The 20333-nt window shown below is 56.8% G+C and carries 16 protein-coding genes; 4 read left to right on the forward strand and 12 right to left on the reverse strand.

Going from position 1 to position 20333, the window contains the following annotated elements:
• Window positions 1-30: 30 nt before the first annotated feature.
• The 4 genes from HJB89_RS23395 to HJB89_RS23410 form a co-directional block, all read right to left on the reverse strand.
• Window positions 31-726, reverse strand: a complete 696-nt coding sequence (locus HJB89_RS23395; protein ID WP_207581455.1) for an SGNH/GDSL hydrolase family protein — start codon at window positions 724-726, stop codon at window positions 31-33.
• A gap of 185 nt (window positions 727-911) precedes the next feature.
• Window positions 912-2219: an HlyD family type I secretion periplasmic adaptor subunit gene (locus HJB89_RS23400; RefSeq protein ID WP_207581456.1), complete on the reverse strand. Its 1308-nt coding sequence runs from the start codon at window positions 2217-2219 to the stop codon at window positions 912-914.
• Window positions 2220-2234: 15 nt separating this feature from the next.
• Window positions 2235-4022 (reverse strand): type I secretion system permease/ATPase, encoded by a 1788-nt coding sequence (locus HJB89_RS23405; RefSeq protein WP_221117519.1) that lies wholly within the window; start codon window positions 4020-4022, stop codon window positions 2235-2237.
• A 503-nt stretch (window positions 4023-4525) separates the two neighbouring features.
• A complete protein-coding gene (locus HJB89_RS23410; RefSeq protein WP_221150582.1) occupies window positions 4526-6151 on the reverse strand; it encodes a right-handed parallel beta-helix repeat-containing protein in 1626 nt (541 codons plus the stop codon).
• A 687-nt stretch (window positions 6152-6838) separates the two neighbouring features.
• Here HJB89_RS23410 and HJB89_RS23415 point away from each other — a divergent pair.
• The gene (locus HJB89_RS23415; RefSeq protein ID WP_207581458.1) at window positions 6839-7549 is read left to right on the forward strand and encodes an Ig-like domain-containing protein; all 711 of its coding nucleotides are present in this window, start codon (window positions 6839-6841) and stop codon (window positions 7547-7549) included.
• Window positions 7550-7653: 104 nt separating this feature from the next.
• Here HJB89_RS23415 and HJB89_RS23420 read toward each other — a convergent pair whose 3' ends face one another.
• The 5 genes from HJB89_RS23420 to HJB89_RS23440 all read right to left on the reverse strand — a co-directional run bounded on the left by HJB89_RS23420 (window position 7654) and on the right by HJB89_RS23440 (window position 14392).
• Entirely contained in the window at window positions 7654-8358 is a 705-nt protein-coding gene (locus HJB89_RS23420) for a hypothetical protein (RefSeq protein WP_221150583.1), read from the reverse strand.
• Window positions 8358-10634, reverse strand: a complete 2277-nt coding sequence (locus tag HJB89_RS23425) for a polysaccharide biosynthesis tyrosine autokinase (RefSeq protein ID WP_221150584.1) — start codon at window positions 10632-10634, stop codon at window positions 8358-8360. Before HJB89_RS23425 ends, HJB89_RS23420 begins: the two co-directional genes overlap by 1 nt.
• Window positions 10635-10685: 51 nt before the next feature.
• Window positions 10686-11396 carry a sugar transporter gene (locus tag HJB89_RS23430; protein WP_207581461.1) on the reverse strand — a complete coding sequence of 237 codons (711 nt, stop codon included), beginning with the start codon at window positions 11394-11396 and terminating at the stop codon, window positions 10686-10688.
• A gap of 79 nt (window positions 11397-11475) precedes the next feature.
• Window positions 11476-12687, reverse strand: coding sequence for a polysaccharide biosynthesis/export family protein (locus HJB89_RS23435; protein WP_164014128.1), 1212 nt, complete (start codon window positions 12685-12687; stop codon window positions 11476-11478).
• A gap of 298 nt (window positions 12688-12985) precedes the next feature.
• Window positions 12986-14392: an O-antigen ligase gene (locus tag HJB89_RS23440; RefSeq protein WP_207584358.1), complete on the reverse strand. Its 1407-nt coding sequence runs from the start codon at window positions 14390-14392 to the stop codon at window positions 12986-12988.
• A gap of 304 nt (window positions 14393-14696) precedes the next feature.
• Between HJB89_RS23440 and HJB89_RS23445 the strand changes: the two genes are divergently transcribed.
• Window positions 14697-15296 (forward strand): transglutaminase-like cysteine peptidase, encoded by a 600-nt coding sequence (locus tag HJB89_RS23445; protein WP_207581462.1) that lies wholly within the window; start codon window positions 14697-14699, stop codon window positions 15294-15296.
• 269 nt (window positions 15297-15565) lie between these two features.
• The gene (locus tag HJB89_RS23450; RefSeq protein WP_221150585.1) at window positions 15566-16894 is read left to right on the forward strand and encodes a UDP-glucose/GDP-mannose dehydrogenase family protein; all 1329 of its coding nucleotides are present in this window, start codon (window positions 15566-15568) and stop codon (window positions 16892-16894) included.
• A 110-nt stretch (window positions 16895-17004) separates the two neighbouring features.
• Here HJB89_RS23450 and HJB89_RS23455 read toward each other — a convergent pair whose 3' ends face one another.
• Complete coding sequence (locus HJB89_RS23455; RefSeq protein WP_207581464.1) at window positions 17005-17799, reverse strand: metallophosphoesterase; 795 nt, start codon at window positions 17797-17799, stop codon at window positions 17005-17007.
• Between the two features lie 664 nt (window positions 17800-18463).
• On the opposite strand from HJB89_RS23455, the gene HJB89_RS23460 reads away from it, so the two are divergent.
• Window positions 18464-18667 (forward strand): KTSC domain-containing protein, encoded by a 204-nt coding sequence (locus tag HJB89_RS23460; RefSeq protein WP_007630795.1) that lies wholly within the window; start codon window positions 18464-18466, stop codon window positions 18665-18667.
• 81 nt (window positions 18668-18748) lie between these two features.
• Here the strand turns inward: HJB89_RS23460 and HJB89_RS23465 are convergent, their stop codons facing one another.
• On the reverse strand, window positions 18749-19354 hold the full coding sequence (locus HJB89_RS23465) for an alpha/beta hydrolase (protein WP_207581465.1): 606 nt from the start codon (window positions 19352-19354) through the stop codon (window positions 18749-18751).
• 11 nt (window positions 19355-19365) lie between these two features.
• Window positions 19366-20298 carry a VOC family protein gene (locus HJB89_RS23470; RefSeq protein WP_207581466.1) on the reverse strand — a complete coding sequence of 311 codons (933 nt, stop codon included), beginning with the start codon at window positions 20296-20298 and terminating at the stop codon, window positions 19366-19368.
• Window positions 20299-20333 lie beyond the last annotated feature (35 nt).

A 20333-nucleotide genomic window follows, 5' to 3' on the forward strand; every position in this document is an offset into this window, starting at 1 on the left:
CGACACGCTTTATCGGCAAGGCAGGAATCTTCAGTCTTTGCAGTTGCCGCCGGCGATATGTTTGACAAGTTCCGGCACGATGATTTTGGAAGCAATGTCGGGCAGCGGATGGGCACCATCAGGAATCGCTGCGGCCAGATCCCCCGATGTCAGACGCTGCCAGTTGGGCCGGTGGTCGACAAACTCCAGACCTCGTTTCTGGGCCTCCGCCTCATGGGCCGAGATGTAGCTGCCGACAAAGGGGCGGATAAGGCCACGCAGTCCCGAAAACGGATTCATCGCCATGACGATGATCCGCGCGTGCGGCAGGCGCAGCCGAATCTGGTCGAGGATATCGCCGATATCCTTTCGGCTTTGCGCAAGCGACACAAACCGCTGCAATGCCGCATCGTTGGCGTAAAGCTCGATCAGCACGATATCCGGCTGCTCGGCAATAACGCGATCGATCTGGGTGAGAGCCCATAGCGACGTCTCGCCACTCTTTGCGACGCTCTCGACCGTCACCGGCCTTTGCAGGCAGGCTGCAAGCGCCGTCTCGAGAGACGATTGCCACCCCCCGCGGGCCGTCAAAGATGTTCCGAAGGCTACTATTTTCATCGGCGGGGAATTTTCGGCATAACCGCTTTCGGGCGCTGAGAGCATAACCAGACACGCCGAAAGCAGAAGCCATCCATAGACCGATCGTCTCTCAGTTGGCACCGTGCTCCAAAGCCGCAAACGTATCATGGAGAAACCATATCTCGGCGGAGCCCAGAGGTCACGCGTCCTTCCTTGAACCAAGCGGCAGCAGGATTACAAGTTTCTGAAGTCGACCACTCATGCCGGGTTTGACGCGGCTATGGCCTCATGCGGCCTCGCTGATCGGAAATGCCATATGTCAGGACCCTCGCAACGACGCGGTCCAAGCGCCATCACTCCTCACGAAATACGTGCTGCATCTGATCGGTCAGCGGCTTCGTCAGATAGGAGATGACGTTCCTGTCGGCGATCTTGATAAAGACTTCGGCCGGCATGCCGGGATAGAGCTTTATCGACTTCAGCTTCGCGATGCTTGCAGCCTCCGGCTTGACGCGAAGGGGATAATAGCTGATGCCCGTCCGCTCATCCTTGACGATATCAGGTGCAATCGAGGTGATCTCGCCGCGCACATCAGGCGTCGTGCGCTGATCAAAGGCGCTGAAACGCACATCGACGGACTGGCCGACGTGAACCTGGTCGATATCGCGAGTGGCGACTTTCGCCTGAACCGTCAGATCGTCATTTTCGGGAACGACGAGCATCAGCGTCTCACCAGGATTGACGACGCCATTGACCGTGTGAACAGAGAGTTCGTGAACGCGCCCACTGAGCGGCGCGGTAATGTCGAGACGGCGGAGTTGATCGACAGCGGTTCCGCGGCGCTCTTCATTCTCGGCGATCTTCGCCTCAACGTCGGTCAGTTCTTTCGCGATCTCCGAACGACGATCCTCGTCCAGCTGGATTGACTGGCGATCGATCTCGATTGCCTTGCCTTCGGCCTCCGCCTTTGCGGCGATTTCCTGGCCGCTGTTACCCTTGAGTTCGGCGCGGGCGCGCTTGAGCGCATTCAAACGCTGGAGCGTAACCAGCCCCTTCTTGTAGAGCGTATCGACGCCCTCGAGCTCCTGTTCGATCAGGCCTAGGGAATCATTGGTGGCGTCGATCTGAACGACCAAGCCCTTGATCTGCTCGGCCAGCTGATCCTTGCGCGACGCCAACTGGCTCTTCATGCCGATCAGCGCCGATCTGCGGCTATCGAACAACTTCGTCTCGCCGTCGAGCAGATCCCGCGCGGCGGTGCTGGATGTCAGATCACTGATGTTTTCCTCGACATCGAATGACTCGGCGTCGATCCGTTCGGCTTTCAGACGGGCACGGCGCGCATAAAGCTGAGCGAGCGTGCTCTCGACGATCGAAAGCTGTGCTTTTGTCGTCGTGCCATCGAGCTGTATCAACACCTGTCCAGCCGTCACATGGTCATTTTCGGAAACCAGCAGTTTCGAGACGATACCACCGATCAGGTGCTGGACCTTCTTGACATCACCATTGACGACGACCACGCCTTCGCCGATGACGGCGCTCGAAAGTTCCGTCGTTGCTGCCCAACCGCCAATGCCGCAAACGAGAGCTAGCGACAACACGCCGACAATGGCGACATGACGATTGAGGGAACGTTTGGATTCGCTGATAATCTTGTTCAAAATTTTCCCTCCGGCCTATTCGGCCGCATTCATGCCGTCGACCACGACTTTGAGCTGAGCCACACGCTCGGCAATCGGTGTACGCGCTGCTTCAATCGGTGTGCGCGCTGCTTCCGGTCGGCTGACCCGTGCCAGAACTTCCTCCTTGGGACCGAATGCGATCATCCGGCCGTCCTGCATCATCAACACGAAGTCGCACACGGCCAGAACGCCGGATCGATGTGCGATGACAACGACGATGCCGCCGCGTGCGCGCACGCTCATGATCGCGGCACTCAGTGCCCGTTCGCCTTCTTCATCGAGATTGGAGTTCGGTTCGTCGAGCACGACGAGGAAGGGGTCCGCGTAAAGCGCTCTTGCCAGTGCGATACGCTGTCTCTGGCCGGCCGAAAGCGCTGCCCCCCCTTCACCGATTTCGGTTTCGTAACCATTCGGCAGACGAAGAATGAGATCGTGAACACGCGCCGCCCTCGCCGCGGCAACCACGGTCTCAGGCGACATATCCTTCGCGAAACGGCAGATATTCTGCGCGACGGTCCCCGAGAACAGTTCGACGTCCTGCGGCAGATAACCAATGTGCCGGCCAAGCGCGTCACCATCCCACTGGTCGAGTGCTGCGCCATCGAGGCGGATGGATCCCCTGGCGGTCGGCCAGATGCCCATCATCGCCCGCGCCAAAGATGACTTGCCCGAGGCGCTGAAACCGATAACCCCAAGTGCGCTTCCTGCTCTCAGCCCGAAGCTGACATCGGAAATCACCAAGCGTTGGCCAGCCGGCGGCCCGCTTGCCAGTCCCTCGACCGTAACCTGTTTGGAAGGCGCCGCAAGCGCGAGGGGGGCTGGAATTTCCGGAATGGTTTTCAGCAGGTTCGCAAGCCGCCCCCAGCTTTGCTGGGCGGAAACGAACCCGCGCCAATTTCCGATCGCTGCTTCCACAGGAGCCAGCGCGCGAGATGTCAGAATGGAGCCCGCGATGATGATGCCTGAAGAGGCCTGTCCTTGAATGACCAGGATCGCGCCGGTCGCAAGCGTTCCCGATTGCAAGGCGATACGGAAAATCTTCGAAAGGGTCGCATATCCGTTGCCGACATCCGATGCTTGCCGGTTGATGCCCCGGTATTCCCCGTTCTTGCGTTCCCAGATTTCAGCCATGGTGCCCGCCATGCCCATTGCGTGAATGACCTCGGAATTGCGGATCGAGGTCTGCGCAAACGCATTTCGCATATTGGCGGCGTCGGACTGCCGTTTTGAAACCGTACGCGTTCCCTGGTTGGTCAAGAACGTCAAGATGGCCAGAACCAGAGATCCACCAATCGCGATATATCCGATCGCTGGATGAAACAGGAAGCAGATGACGATATAGAAGGGAAGCCAGGGCAGATCGAACATCGCCGTCGGGCCCATGCCGGACAGGAAGGTTCTGATCTGGTCGAAGTCGCGCAACGGCTGAAGCCCGTCCCCGCCGATTTTGACCTTCAACGGCGCCTTGATGAGCGCCCGGAACACACGTCCATTCATCATCTCGTCGAGCGCACCGGCAACACGCACGAGCATTCTGCTTCTGAGAACTTCGAACGCTCCCTGGAAGGCGTAAAGAGTTAACGCAAGTATTGCCAAGGCAGTCAGCGTCGGTATGCTTTTGCTTGGGATGACTCTGTCATACACCTCAAGCATAAAAAATGAACTTGTAAGATAAAGGATATTGATAAGCGCGCTAGCTATGCCAATGAAGATAAGCCCCCCTTTGCACTTCCGTAAAGCTTGGGATGGCTCGCTGACATCGGTTGCCGAACTCTGAAACACGAAATATTCCTCTCATACCGCATGGCACACAACCCCAAAAGGCGAGCGTGCACTGCAGCTACGGGTCCATCAAAACCCGATCAATGACATGACTGCCTTTGGACCCTCGGCACCGGTGCCAAATTCCGCTTGCAAGTCCACAGCCTATTATATGAATCCCACCGAAAAGTGACCAACAAAAAAACCAATTGATAGCGCGTGATTTCAGGGGTTCTACGTTAAAGCTACGCTAAATATACCGGCCTAAGCAAGTGAAAATCGCAAACCGCCCAATTACGGCTCAAAGCGATGACCGTGTCGCGCGCCATAAACACGATGCTTACTGTTGTATTAACTATAAATTTAAACTATAGTTCGCTCTGCTTATGAACGGCTGAAATATTTTTCCAGCGTTCCTTTAGTCCATTCCGATAGCCGGCAGCAATTCATGATCGAACGTTGAAGCCGGAAAACGTCAGTCGGACGATGACAACCGTCCGACGCTCTCTCAGCGTTGGCCTGCCTCAGATCAGCAGGTGCGCGGCTTGGCTGGAATGGAATGCATCGACATTGATGGACACACCGAGCGAGTCCGTGTCGATGTGCGAAGCGCCGTCAGAAATTTTGTACTGGAAGGTTTCGCTGACGTTGCCGCTGAGGCCGGCGAGTTTCGTCACGTCTACTGTATAGGTATAGTCGCCATCGCTCTCGACATGGATGACCCCATATTTCCCGGTCAGCGTCAGGCCATGCTTATCTACTGCGCTGTCACCGAAGCGGCGGAGCAGCACGATTCCGTTAAGAGCATTGTCGTTATCAAGAAGATTGCCGTGATAAGCGCTGCCAGTATCGGTCGAAATCTTCAAGTTGTCATGGACTGCGACAATTTTCGGCGCGGCGACTGCAGGTACGGTCGCGACCGTCGTTTCCGTCGCAGGCGCCGGGGTGCTATGTTGCGGCGGCGCGGCCACTTCCGCAGGGTGATCGACCACCGGTTCAGCAGGCGCCTGCTCGTGGTTCGACGACGTACCACCATCCGTGCTGCCGGCGGCGCTGTCGAGCTCGGCCTGTGCTTGCTCGAACGTCTTGTTCTCACCAACAAAGAACGTGTTTTGCGCGGCGATTGCGGCCGGCATCGTCAGCGTCAATACGTCGCTATCTATAATATTATCATGGAAGGAGCCCGACGCAGGCCGGTCGACCTTAAGTGCCGCGGAGGACAGATCGTCAAAAACGTTGTCATGAACATCGATATTCTCGCGAATATAGACGGGGTTGCCGGCGGCGCTGACCAGAACCCCATAAACCCCGCCATGGATATAATTTCCGCTGATGTCATAGTTTTTCGCATCGCCCTGATCGCCAAGGCCGATGCCATAGGACCAACTGTAGCCGCCATATCCCGAGATGTTGTTATCGTGGATGGCTATATTGGTGCCCGCCTGAGCACTCAAGCCGAAGCCGCCGCCGATGAGCGTGTTGCCCTCGACCAGGGCATCCTGAGCTCGGATCAGCACCAGGACACCTTTGGCGCTGTTGGTTTGCGTCTGCTCCAGATGATTGTCCTTGACGAGAATGTTGCTGCTGTCGTTGAGCTGAATGGCGTCTGCCGCGCTTCCCTGGGCGTTGGTGACGGTGTTGTTGATCAAGGTGACGCCGTTGACCTTCTCCATCCAAATCCCATCGGAATGGACACCGGTCAGCGTGCTGTTCTCGATGGTGATGTTCTGGCTGCTTTGGAAACTGACGGATCCGGGCTTTCCGGCAAGGCCCGTATTCGTCACCTCGACATTCCGCACGACCCAGTTGGACACGTTCCCTGCATATATCGCGTTCGCCCCAGTATCGGCGATCTTGATATTCTCGATAACGATATTCGAGGCCTTGGAACCATGGATGCCATCATTGCTGCTGTGAATGACCGGTGCGTCGCCAAGACCGTAGCTGCCAATCGTGATCGGAGCCGTGACGCTTCCGGAGTATTTCAAATCGAATTGTTCATTGAACACGCTTCCGGCAGCAAGCAGCACGCTGTCGCCGGGGTTCAGCCTCAGTGACTCGACGGCGGACAATGTCGCGAAAGCCGAATTCTCCGTGGTTCCGCTATTGTGGTCGGATCCTGTCGCTGAATTCACGTAGTAGACGGTCATGCTCTGATCTCCCGGAGGTAATGGAAATCTTCTAAGCCCGCCTCTCTCTCCGTCAGCTAAAATGAAACACTAAAATTCTTTCTATCTGTCGATATTCTTGATCGCAGGGGGTACTTTCTTCGTCTTCAAGGTATTTTTCATGGCGCCAAAGTTGTAACGCACAAACGATATGTATTTTTACTAGAATGTCAGTTCGCTAGCAGTCCATTTTGCGTACCCGACGGATTGCTGTGATCATGCCGCCACAACTGCGAAGGTTCTCCCTACAGCGTATCCTACAATGGAAATGACAGTGATGAACTTAATATGATGTGAGATGGGTATCGAGACTACACGGCAAAATCATCAAAAGAGATTGCTAGCCCAATGTGATTATTTGACAATTTCATCGACATGGAACTGAATATCTGTATTCCCATTGATTGCCTCAGAATAAAATTCCTTACATTCTGAAGAAATATATGCAGCCGTCCGATACACTGCGTATTCACTTATTATTAATGCACTAAGCTGCCAGTGTTTCATCCTATTACCCCGATTGTAGGTGTGCCATTATTGCATATAAGGCGCCCCAATGTTCATATCATGTTAATCTCAGCCTTGACTCTGTGTATTAACATATCCTTAATCCTACCCGTCGCTAAGGTTAAAATTGACCAGCGAAGATCAATTCAAGGAGAGACAACAATGGCTATTCACGCAACCGACGATACTGCAACATTTCTGGAAACCGACGTCATCTCGGGAAACTTGCTGAGCAACGATTCATCTGACAACGGCCACCTATTCCTTCGCGCATTCGACCAGCAGAGCGTTGGCGCCAAGCAGGGCAACAGCCAGGTTACTGAAATCCAGGGCGACTACGGCACCTTCTTCGTCAAACCGGACGGCAGCTACACCTACGTTCTGAGCGCTGCTGCGAAGGTCAACTTCACCAATGGTGAATTGCTCCAGGAAAAGGTCTCGTACAAGATCTCCGACGGCAGCGGTCATACGGATGTCGGCCTATTCACCCTGAATATTCAGGGCGTCACTCAGGTCAAGCCGATCGCTGTCGACGACCATTACAGCTTCAACGAAGGCAGCCCGATCGGCGGCAATGCGCTCGACAACGACATTCCCGGCGACAATGGACATCTCTTCCTCCGTCAGTTCGCCGGCACGAACGTCAACGGCAACCCGAGCGCAACCACCGACGTCGCCGGCACCTATGGTACGTTCCATGTCAAGGCCGACGGCTCATTCACCTATGATCTGGCAGCAGATATCGCACCGGGCGATCACGTCACAGAAACCATCCAGTATTATAAGATCTCCGACGGCCAAGGTCACACGGATGCCGGTATTTTGACGCTCAATATTACGGGCACGGATTTTGTCTCAGGCGCCACCGTCTGATCAATAGCCAATCAATCGACAACGCCCGCCGCGCGAGCGTCGCGGCGAGCGTTGAACAACGGACGTTGTGACCCCCGGAGCCTTCGGCAGAAAAACGCTGATGATTATTTGCTGCAGCGCTGCCGGAATCGCGCTGTCGCTCGGTCCCCAACGCCTGCCCAGGTTCGGTCGAAGATAGGGCGGAGTTGTGGGCTGATGACTTTAATGGTGACGTTGACCCTGCAACGGTCGCCAAGTTTCAGCATCGTCGTGAGATCGCTATTGAGCGCAGTCTTTGCCGCTGAAAGCGTTGCGTCAGTAAAATCGTTCCAGAAATAAAACCGGGTCAAAATCATCGACTCGTCGTGGGGCGCGAGAGCAACCGAACGCTTCATCATTCCGGCAATCGAAAGCGGCTCTTCCGCAATCACAGACTGGACGGCCGCGAGACGAAGCCAAAAATTGCTGTTCGTCGGCATGCACGAAACCGCATGCTGTAGAAAGTGACGGGCACCCGATGCGGCCGCAGCCCAGGCGTCGTAATCGACATCGATATTCTGCCGATCGAGTTGCGCCAAGACGAGAGTAACGCCAGGAGCCACGATGTCGGATCGGCAATAATGCCCGTCAACCATGGCGACGGTCCGCGCCGCGTATTTGGCGGTGACGTCATTCGCGACCGTGTCTCCACGCTCGATCCTTTCCGCGACGATCGAGATGCTGGCCGTTCTTATCGAAGCGTACAGCTCTCGACCGGCGAACATCGCAAAGGCGACGGCGACGACAACGAAAACAATCCTAGTAACCGAAACGAACTGACCGCGAAGCATCAGCTTTCAGTGTAGTATCGCGAGTACCGCTTATAATAATACTCGCTAGAGCCGAATGTGCGATAAAGCTTCATCTGCGACGGGTCGACCTTGGTCAATATCGCACCGACGCATTTCGCATAGAGCTCCGGCTCGGACAGCAGGGTGGACTGCACGACCTTACGCGATGTTTTCCCCCACTCGATAACGAAAACCACTGCATCGAGCTTGGAGTTGATGGCGCGCGCATCCACAACAGGCGCCAAAGGCGGCAGGTCGACAATAATGTAGTCGAAGCTTTGACGCGCCATTTCGAGAAGTTGATCCATGCCGCGTGAGGCGAGCAGCTCCGAGGAATGCGGGACACGATACCTTGCAACCGTCGGCAGAAATGCAAGCTTCGTTCTGGGATCGAGAAGGATCAGATCCTTGAGAGGACGGCCATCGACGATCGCCTCGAGCAAGCCGGCCTCGGCATGACGGCCGATTGCCCGGGTCGAACCGGGATTGCGCATGTCGCCGTCGATAAGCAGGCAACGGGCGCCCTGCATTGCCAGAAGCTTGGCAAAATTGATGGATGTCGTCGACTTCCCCTCTCCGGGCAGGCTCGACACCACGCCTATGACCTTGCAGCGCTGATCGGCCGCACTGAGGTCGATCGCGATCTTGGCACTCCGAAGCGTCTCGGCAAACGCTGAGAGCGGGTGCTCCTCGACATAGGTCGTGGTCTTGCTACCCCTGGCGATGCTTCGCGGATTGCTTGGATCGACGAGGGACGGATCATCGACGTTATCGTCAACCAGCGGCATGACGCCAAGCGACTCGACATCGAGTACTTCCTTGATGTCATCGCCGGTACGGAAGAACCGATCCCGGAATTCCCGGAAAGCGCCTATACCGCTTCCGACCGCACATCCGAGGAACATCGCAAAAGCGACGACGAGGGCTCTCTTCGGTGCACTCGGCTTCGTTGGGGTTTCCGCCATCGTGATGATGCGGGCAGCCGTAATCGGGAAGCTCTGCTGCTGAATTGCTTCTTGGTAGCGCGTCAGGAAGCTCTGATAGAGATTCTTGTAGGTATCGCGCGTGCGCTCGAGTTCGCGAACCTGCACCTGCGTTTCGCCGGCCGTCGCAGCAACGCCCGTCGCCTGCGTCACACTGTCACGCAAGGAATTTTCCCGCGACTTCGCGACCTGCAGCTCGCTTTGGTAGCTCTCGGCGATGCGGTTCAACTCATCGAACATGAGTCTCTTATATTCTTCCATCTCCGCACGAAGCCGAACCGCCTGGACGTGATCGGGACCGAGCCGCGCCTCAATTTCGGTTTCGAGCTTGGAAGCCTCCAGATATTTCTTGCGCAGCTCGTTCGAAATGGAGCTGTCGAGCACATCCGTGACGATCGCATCGGTCTGCTTGGCGTCGATGATCGATTTGACGCGCGCATATTTTGCCTCGGCCTTCGCCGTCTCGGCCTGGGCATTGATCAATTGCGTGTTTATCTCGGAAAGCTGCTGCTCGCTGATCAGCGTGCCGGATCCGGCCTCGACAAGCCCATGCTCGCTGCGGAATTTCTGAACCGCAAGGTCGGTGTCCAGCGCCTGCTGCCGGAGTTCCTCGATACGCTCCTGCAGCCATTGGCCGGCGCGGCGTGTCGCCTCATATTTCGAATTGAGTTTATCGACCAGATAGACGTCGGCAATGGCCGCTGCGATCTCACGCGCCATATCGGCTGACTGCGAGGTGTAACTGACATCGAGAACGTAGGATTTGCCGACACGCTCGACATCGATATTGCCGGCCACGGTTTCCGCAGCGTACCGCCGCTGCATTTCGGGATCGGGCGCTACTGCCGCGTCATCGGCAAACCATGATCTGAAATTCACCAGGGATTTCAGCGTTGCGACTGAAAACAGCGAATTCCGCTGTGCATTGAACACCGGATCGTCGACCAGTTTCAGCTTATCGACGACGGCATAGGCGATCGTGTCGGACTTCAACAGCTCGACCTGGCTGAGGACAGTACCTTCGTCATCATCCATCTGGCCGAAAGCCGCCAACTGGTTGATCACCTGGTTGTCGCTGCGGTCGATCAGCACGCTTGTGTCGGCGGTGTAGACCGGCACCGAAGTCAGCACATATACAATGCCGAGAATAGCGAAGGCGAAAGCGCACGCCGCAACCATCCGCCACTGTCGGCGGGCAATCGCGATGAGCTTGTCGAAATCGATGAAGTCAGCTTCGTTTCCCGTATCGCGGGAGGGGTCGATACGTGGCGTAAGTTTATCTGGCGATAGCAATTTCGATCTCCAACTAAGGCGTCAAGCGCCAAGATCTACGGGCAATTCCAGCTATTGTATGACCGGTGTGCTCGGACTGGTCGATCCCGTCGGGTCGGTGGACGACTGCCCTCCCCCATTTACGGTGAGGAATATCCTTGTGGTCGTCGAGGTCGAGGACGAGTTATCTCCGTCACCGGCGTTCGAGACCAGCGAACCGGCAGTCGTCGGGGCGCCATCGAAGGGCGTGCCATCGTCCGATCCAGGACCTGTCTGCCCAATCGACCCCGTATTGCCGATGCCGGCTGCGGCAGACGCACTTCCACCCGGGCCGAGCGCTGCAGTTCCGCCTTCGGCGAGGACCTTCGCAAAGGCGGCGAGCAACGGCGCAAGGTTGGGATCGGCACTTGCCGCATCGGCAACAGCTTTTTCGATCGCCAGCTTGAACTGCGGGTCCGTCACTTGGCAGCTGTTTGCCGCCCGTCCGAGACCGGAGCCGATCGCCGCCATCTGTGCGGCATTGGCCTTCTTGGCCTGCTCGATCACCGGCGACAGAGCGTCGTTGCTGCTGCCGACCAGTGCGCGAACACGCGATGACAGAACCAACGGATCGGACATGTCGAGCAAAATCGCGGGATTAGCCGTGAAACCAGTAACATCGACCGAAGTCAGATTTGCCGGCCCCAGGCAAGCAGCCGCAAAGGCGCTCGACGTCATGCCGGCAAACATCGCGACGACAATTCCGCTATACGCAAGCTTACGATAAACACCTGACCTTGCCATAACATAGTCCTTCATCAAATCCGCTATATAGGCCGCCGGCATTGATCACTCGCGATCGATGCCGGCTCGCCTATTTCAATCAATTTCCGAGATCCTCGACCGCGTTGCGGGTATCTTTCGCATCGTCGGCCACGCCGGAAACAGTGGACGATACCGAGTTTACGATGTCAAGGAACTTGACCAGTTCAACAGAGTCCGAATTGGAAATATAGATAATATCCTTGTCTTCCATCTTGAATTGCTGAACGGCAAACAAGGTTGCCGGATCGCGAAGATTCGCGCGGACGATCACCGGAACCGTCTCACCTGCAAATCTCGTCGTGTCCACGTGCATCGCCTGAACCGTCTTCTTTGGAACAAGGCGATAGAGCAGGACCTGAGCCGGATCGGCGCGGTCGTCACGCAGACCGCCCGCCTTGGCGATTGCCTCTCCAAGGGTCAGGTCGGACTCTTCGAAATCGAAGCGGCCGCTGGTGCCTGCGGCGCCGAGCATAAGATAGGTGCGGCGCTCATGGTCGATCGAGATCGTATCATCCGGCGCAACATAGATATTTTCCACCGGATTCTTCAGCAGCGTGCTGTAGGCGACGGTTGCAGTCTTGCCGCGGCGCTGCAGCGTCACATTCGTTTCGATATTGTTGGTCGTCAAACCGCCCGCTGCGGAAATAACGTCGAGAACGCGCTCACCGGCCGGGCTGATCTGGACGCGCTGGGGATTATTGACGTCGCCCAGCACAGCAACCTGGCTGGAGCGACTCGTCGTTGTCGTGATAACCACCTGCGGCTCGATCGCACGGCTCGCCAGACGATCCTCGACGTCCTGTTCCACCGTCTCTTTGAGGCGACCGGCAGCCGGAACCCGACCCGCATAGGGGATTGTGATCGTTCCGTTTCTATCGATGGTCTGCTCAGGCAGAGAGATGTAATTGCCGGGTCGGCTACCAGCATCGGACGGAATGAAGAGACCACCGGACTGAGCTTCGAAGATGGCGACCTGAACGACGTCACCGAAACCGAGTGGAATTTCAGGCGCTCCGCCTCGGCCGCCGCCAAACCCCTTGAACGAAGTCGGCTGAGGAGCGGTAAAATATGTCAGAACGTTCTTGCTGAGATCAATCAGAGCGTAGTCGATGCCGACACGACGCTCCTTCGTTGTCACTTTCACCGCCGCATCTCGATCAACGTCTTTGTGATCGGGACCGGATCTTGGCAACGAGGTGCAGCTTGCCAATATAGTCGTTAGCGCTACAACAATGGCGACGCGTGTACTACCGATACGAGAACAACCCATAGAATAACCTGTGTTGACGCCCCTGAAGCTACTGCCCCGCAATCTGACAAAATACAAGACAATCCCCGATCTATAATCACTGAAAGCCGATTAACATTCTCTAACTGTGGCAAGCTGGCAACGACCAGCACCTCAAGGAAGCGAAAACGGCCCAAGCCCGGCTCTTCTGGCGCCGACAATAATCTAAAGGCTAGACCCGCTATAAAATCTCTTGCGTTTCAGAGTCAACAGCGCGGTACCCGCGCAATTGGCATTTTCGAAAAACCTTCATAAAAAACATCCATTTAAAAGAACAAGCTCATATTGCCGCATCCGCCTCCCCATGGTTGCGCCCAAGGCTTATCGCCACAACCGCACTCAGGAAAGCGGAGAAAAATACGGCGAAACCCGGTATTTGCAGCGAGAAATCGACCGCCGCGTGAAGAGCGACCAAAACCGTCGCCGCCAGGCCGAGAAGAACATAATGCCTGAGGCGCCGCCTTTGAGCGAGCCCTTGCCAGAACACCCTGGCGAGGACAGAGAAGGCAAGGATCGCCGCAATCGGGAACAAGATCCCCAGCCCCAGAAATCCTTCGAGATAGAAATTGTGCGCTCGGTCAAAGATTCCGAAGATTCCGCAGGCCGGATCACGATAGGCAGAAAACACGGTCCGGAAAGTTCCGAGGCCGGTCCCGGTCAACCAATGATCCGAGATGGCGCGCCATATGCCCGGCAGGATGCAGAAACGATCATCATCCTCGAGCCGCCGCTCTTGTGCGCGCAAAATCGCCTGACCCGCAAACACCGTCAGCAGCACGACAACGAAAACGATTGCCGAGAGGAGCTTCAGCATGGAATGCCATCTTGGCGCCGGTCTCAAGTGACGCCTCGAGCCGTTCCAATTGATGACAAGCCACGGAAAATAGATGAGAGCGGCAACAAAGGTCGCAAATATCCCAGCGCGCGAGCGGGTTAGCATCAGCGCGGTGAAACACGCGCACAAGAGCAGGACGTAGATCCACGATTTCAAGACAAGAGTGTTTCGGCCTGGCTCGCCGGGCGGGTGGTTTGAATAGGAACGGGCAATGTCTCTGACCAGGGTCAGCATCAGCAGCGTTCCAAGTCCAAGGAAGGTCGCGGCGGTGTTGCGGTTGACGAAGACCGCGGTGAGGCTGTCGAGGTAGGCGTGTTTCTCCACGACAATCAATATGTTGGGAAACAGCGAAAACTGCAGCAGGCCGAAAACAGCAATGCCGCCCGCAGAAAGCCCGAGGAGGGTCAACACTTTCCTCGCGCGCTGATCGGTATCGCATAACAGAAGCCCCGTCAGGAACGTAACGAACGGCAGCGCCACCGAGAGGATCGACGCCAGAGTGTCGGCCGGTTCGACCGAGATTGCCGCGTACTCGACACCTGCCAAGTCACGCGCAGCACTCCAGGCCGGATTTGCCAGCCAGTTGGAAGGCAGTTCGATGGTCTGGATGCACGTCCAGCCTGTCACCACGACGAGCATCAACAGAGCGCTGCTGAAAACCCATCTGCTTTGTCTTGGCTCTTCGACCAGCAGTGCCGAAATGGCACCGAGGGTAAACATGCCGATCGCGGCAAAGGCAAAGGGAAAGGGCGTGACGCTCCCGAACGGAATGAGCGTCAGTATAACGAGACCGATAAAGGCAAAGAGAAGAGCCTCTCGCAAGACCTGCCTGTTGATGAGGTTGGATAACATTCGATCTCTTCGCCAGCGAGCGGCAATGGCAGAATTACAACCAGAGAGGTTAATATACACGTACTAACATAGGTTGCATATCAAGGGCTTGCGTGTTAAAGTGTAACAGAATTTCACATCGTTTAAAATTGTCGCGAAAGACTTAAGCCAATCGAGACAAGCCCCGGCTATGCTCCGTCAAGCAGCAGGAACGGGACAGACGTTCTGCAGTCAATACTTGGCAGATCACTAAATCGCCATGCCATTGACTGAGACAAAAGGCAAGCCTGATCTCAATCGGTTGTCCTGAACGGGGATTTAACAGATGAAGAAAACATTCGTTACACTTCTGGCGCTGGCCTTTACAGCAGGGAATGCCTGTTCGGCATTTGCCGCCGGTCCCGCAGGTTTCGCCCGAGGTTTGAACGGCAATTCGGCGGTCAGCTATATCTCTGAAAAAGGCAAGATCATTCCGCCCTTCGCCCAGGTGTTGTTCTGTGCTCAGAACCCGGCCGAATGCCGAGACAACAACGGTCTTTCGGTCGTCGCGCTCACGGATGAGCAGATGCTGCAGTTGAAGAACGTGAACGGCACCGTCAATCGTACGATGATCGGCCGAAACGATTCCCGCACCGAATTGAACGGCGATGTCTGGAAGGTGAATGTCCGCAGCGGTGACTGCGAAGATTTCGCGCTCACCAAGCGCAGCCGGCTGATCGCGATGGGCTGGTCGTCGCGCGCTTTGCGAATCGCGACCGCATATACACCCTCCGGTGAAGGGCATGCCGTCCTGGTGGTCAGGACCGACAAGGGCGACCTCGTGCTCGACAACAGGCAAAGCAGCATCAAGAACTGGCGGGATACCGATCTGCGCTGGGACAAGATTCAATCGGGAACAGACCCCTATGTCTGGTACCGGCTGTGACAGCGGGCGCAGCAAAATAAACTGAACGCACCTTCTTAGAGATCGAAGTCGAGCCGCTCTGACGAACGGCTCGACTTGTCATATTGCCCACACAAACCTATGTTTTTTGCCATTGACGCGGCCGCCGACAGAAAGCTGCAGCGCCCAGGGTTCGATTTCCGGTGTGGGTATCAAGCGATCTTCGATATTGTCTTTTCGCCCAGATTAAGTATGACGGTCGCCATGCTGCGACGCAGCATGACGTTCTACTCTAATGATTTGAGGGAAATATGCGCATCACGATGATTGGATCAGGCTATGTCGGCCTCGTTTCAGGCGTTTGCTTTGCGGATTTCGGCCACGACGTCATCTGCGTCGACAAGGATCTGAGTAAGATCGAAGCCCTTCGCGACGGCCACATTCCGATCTTCGAGCCGGGTCTCGAGCAATTGGTCGCCGAAAATACCAGCACTGGCCGCCTGTCGTTTTCGACGGATGTCGGCGAAAGCGTCCGTAGCGCCGATGTCGTGTTTATCGCGGTCGGTACACCATCGCGGCGCGGCGACGGCCACGCGGATCTTTCCTATGTCTACGCCGCTGCGCGCGAGATAGCTGCCTACGTGGAAGGCTTCACCGTTATCGTCACCAAGTCGACGGTGCCGGTCGGCACCGGCGACGAAGTCGAGCGCATCATGCGCGAAACCAACCCTGCGGCGGATGTCGCGGTCGTTTCCAATCCGGAGTTCCTGCGCGAAGGCGCGGCGATCGAAGATTTCAAGCGTCCCGACCGTATCGTCATCGGGCTGAATGACGATCGGGCGCGCGAAACCATGACCGAGGTCTATCGGCCGCTTTACCTCAACCAGGCACCCCTGGTCTTCACCACCCGCCGCACGTCGGAACTGATCAAATATGCGGCCAATGCATTCCTCGCGATGAAGATTACCTTCATCAACGAGATCGCTGATCTGTGCGAGCGGGTCGATGCAAACGTCCAGGACGTTTCGCGCGGCATCGGTCTCGATGGCCGTATCGGCGCCAAGTTCCTGCATGCCGGGCCGGGTTACGGCGGTTCGTGCTTCCCCAAGGATACGCTTGCCCTTGCCAAGACGGCGCAGGATTTCGACGCGCCGGTTCGTCTCATCGAGACGACGATTTCGATCAACGACAACCGCAAACGGGCGATGGGACGCAAGGTCATTTCGGCTGTCGGCGGTGATATTCGCGGCAAGAAGATTGCCATCTTAGGCCTGACCTTCAAGCCGAACACCGACGACATGCGCGACAGCCCGGCGATTGCCGTCATCCAGACCTTGCAGGACGCCGGCGCCCAGGTGGTCGGCTACGATCCTGAGGGCATGGAGAATGCCCGCAAGGTGATCGAGAACATCGAATATGCGAGCGGTCCCTATGAAGCGGCCGCTGGTGCGGATGCGCTCGTCATCGTCACCGAATGGAACCAGTTCCGCGCACTCGATTTCAATCGCCTGAAGCAGTCGATGCGCGCCCCAGTCTTGGTCGACCTGCGCAATATCTACCGCAGCGACGAGGTGCGCAAACACGGCTTTACCTATACGGGCATCGGCACCAATCTCTATCAGGAATCGACAACCGCCTGACAGGCTCTGATGAACCGGTAATTGTCCTGACGCCGCGGGCAAAATCCCGCGGCGTTTGGTTTTTGGAGTACCGCGCCGAAACCCTGAACGGTCGGGTCACGCCTGCAGATCTAATTGAGGATCCCGACCCGCGTCCCTTTTATCGTCAGCACGGTCAGCCGGCCCGTCGCCGAAACTGCGGTGTCGATACCGATTCGCTGCGGGCCGAATGTCGGGATTCGCGCCGGGGTATGCCCATGGATCACGAGGACGGGAAGCTGCGGTCCTTCATCCAGGAAGGGCTGACGGATCCACATCAGATCGCTGTCCTTCTGCCTCTTGAGGTCGACGCCCGGTTTGATGCCGGCATGGACGAAGACCACCCTTCCCATCCGCAGCATGATCGGCAGCGATTCCAGGAATTCGATATGCCTCTCGGGGATCATGTGGCGAATGACGCGAGCAATCATTTCGCTTCCGGCCGCCGACTGCAGCAGATGCTCGATATCGATACCGTATGAATGCAACGTCTCCGTCCCGGCAAAACCCAGCCATTCAAGAATGCGCGCCGGTTTGCGATAAAGCTTCACCAGCTCCGCGTCGTGATTGCCGCACAGCGCGAAACGCTGAAATCCCGGCGGCGGGGTCTTGCTCAGGAACTCCAGCACCGCACTCGAATCAGGCCCGCGGTCGACATAATCGCCGAGCAAGACGATAAGTTTCGGCCCCGGAATGCGCGCGGCGTCCTCCTCGATGCGGCGATGCGCCTCGACAAGCTCGTTATAACATCCGTGAACATCGCTCATCGCGTAGACCGCAGCGAAGTCGCCTTCGGCAAACGTCAGCCGAGCGCGTCCTTTGCGGTTAGCGGCCAGTATCGGTATCTGTCGTCGCCACGGCCCGAGATAGTTAAACATGTAACCCATTTATGCGATCCGATAGCACACGAGGCTGTCGGATAAGCTCCATTCCTTACCCATCCCTGCACGGGATGAAGCTCAGTGTTCAAAAAGAAGTAGGCCTGATCACCGCCTCTTGGAAAGAGTAACCGGAACCGGTTGCGATATTACGATATAATCCGTCGCTATTTGCTGCGCCGGCTGAGCCGAGCTGGCGCCTCCATCACTGCCGGACCGTCTCCTCCGCACGGGACACCGCACCTTCGCGTCGAATCAATCCTTACATCGCCACCTTTGCAGATCGGCTTTCCGAGGCACTCGTTCCGCCGCTCACGCGACGCGCCTGCTAGAAACGCCAGTTGTAGTCGGTCATTTTAGAAGGCGTCACGGCTATTATTGCGACAGCATTTTGGTATGCGATGGTTAATTCAGCGTTAAATCAAATTACTGGTTCCGTAAGCGGCTGTGTCAATCACCGGCGCTCCAAGCGAGAGAACTTGTGGCAATCGGATTTCCACAGGCAATGCCTCCTGAAAAGCTGCAAAAATCAACTATAACGAGAGCCAACATAAAAAAATGAACGCTTAAGATTATCATGCTTGACGCTGCCGCGGCGCCGCATGATGATGGCGCATTGCAGCGTGAATGACATCCTTCACCAAATCTCAGATCAAAAACTGCGGGGTGCGAAGTGGAAACTGCGGTTGATTCGAAACTTATCGAGGCGATCACCTACGACGAAGACAGCCGGCATCTACGGGTCTATCTGACAAACGGTCAGAGGCGAGAATATGAAGGCGTCCCCAAGGGCGTCGTCGTCGGCTTGACGATGGCGGAATCCCCGGGAAATTTTTATATGACGGCAATCAGAGGCAAATATCCTCCCCGTCCCTAAGGATCTATCATTCCAGCCGAGATGCGGGACCGGCATTTACCGGCCCCGCAAATCAGCACCACCGAGTGGCGGCACATTCCATCAATAGCCACTGAAGAAATCGCGAACTGCATTGATCTCGAGCGGCGCAATCTCATGGCCGCCGGGATGCCATACCGTCCTGACATCAGCCCCGCGATCTTTCAGATGCTCCGACAGCGCCTCGGTCACGGGGACAGGAGCGATCGGATCCCGCTGGCCGGCCGTCACCAGCACCTTTCTCCCCGCAAGCGTTGCCTGGGCTTCAGGCTGAAACGGAATGAGCGGGTGCATCAGAACCACGGCATCGAAGATACCCTTCTCGATCAGCATATTGGCAAGAATGTTTGCGCCGTTCGAAAAACCCAGGCCGAGAATCTGGGAAGCCTGGTGCTCCTCAGCCAATGAACTAACATAGGTGGCCATCTTCTCCGTCGCTCGTGAAAGGTCGGCCATGTCGTAGACCCCCTCCCCGGTGCGCCGGAAGAACCGCGCCGCGCCATGTTCGGAAACGTCGCCGCGCGGCGAGAGAACCGTCGCTTGGGGCAACAGGCGCCGGCCGAGGTCGAAGAACTGGTTCTCGTCGCCACCGGTGCCGTGCAGCACCAGCAGAATGGGTTTATCAGGTGCACCGGCATGCAGCCGGTGCACATATCCAGCTTCGGTCATATCACCTCTCCTTACGCTTCGAGCGGCTGCAGGTGTTGCTCGAGCAGCGCGCGAAGATGAGCGTGCTGCGGCGGCAGCTTTAGAGCTTCGCCGAGGTGGGCCGTATCCTCATCGCGGTCAAAGCCCGGCTCATTGGTCGCGACCTCGAACAGCACGCCGCCCGGCGTGCGGAAATAGATCGCCCAGAAATAATCGCGGTCGATCACCGGGGTCACCTGATAGCCGGTGTCCATCAGCGCCTTGCGCACTTCGAGCTGCTTCTCGCGATTTTCGACGGCGAAGGCGACGTGGTGGACGGAACCGGCGCCGGGAAGCGCGCGGGCGATGTTCGGCATGGTCTCGAGATCGATGAGATGCGCGCCGTTGCCGTCAGGCTTGATCAGCCGCTTGACACCGTCCCGTTCCTCGACGACCTCGTAGCCCATGAACTTCAGGAGTTCGGCAGTGGCGCCCTCATCCCGCAGGCGCATGGCGACGGAATGGAAGCCGCGAATGGCGTGGTCTTCGCTGATGCCGGCATGTGTCCAGGCTTGACGGGTATCGTCCCTGACCTCGACGAGCGCAAAACCGTCACCGTCGGGGCCGGAAAAATTCAGGCGCTTCTCGCCGAAGCTTTCCTCGGCCTTCAGCCCGCCGATGTTCAACGTGCTGAAACGATCGCTCCAGAAGCCAAGCGAGCCTTGCGGAACGGAAAACACTGTCGTGCCGACCTCCCCTGTGCCCGGACGGCCCTGCGCCATCTTCGGGAATGGGAAATAGGTCATGACAGTGCCCGGCGCACCTGTCTCATCACCATAATAGAGATGATAGACGTCAGGCGCGTCGAAGTTCACTGTCTTCTTGACGCGGCGCAAGCCAAGCGCATTGGTGAAGAACTGGTTGTTGGTATGGGCGTCCTCCGCCATCGCCGTGACGTGGTGCAGACCCCTGATCTGATCGAGCATGTGAGACCCCTTTCTTGCCCGCAGCTCGCGGGCTT

The organism is Rhizobium sp. NZLR8 (assembly GCF_019685025.1).
Taxonomy (GTDB): domain Bacteria; phylum Pseudomonadota; class Alphaproteobacteria; order Rhizobiales; family Rhizobiaceae; genus Rhizobium.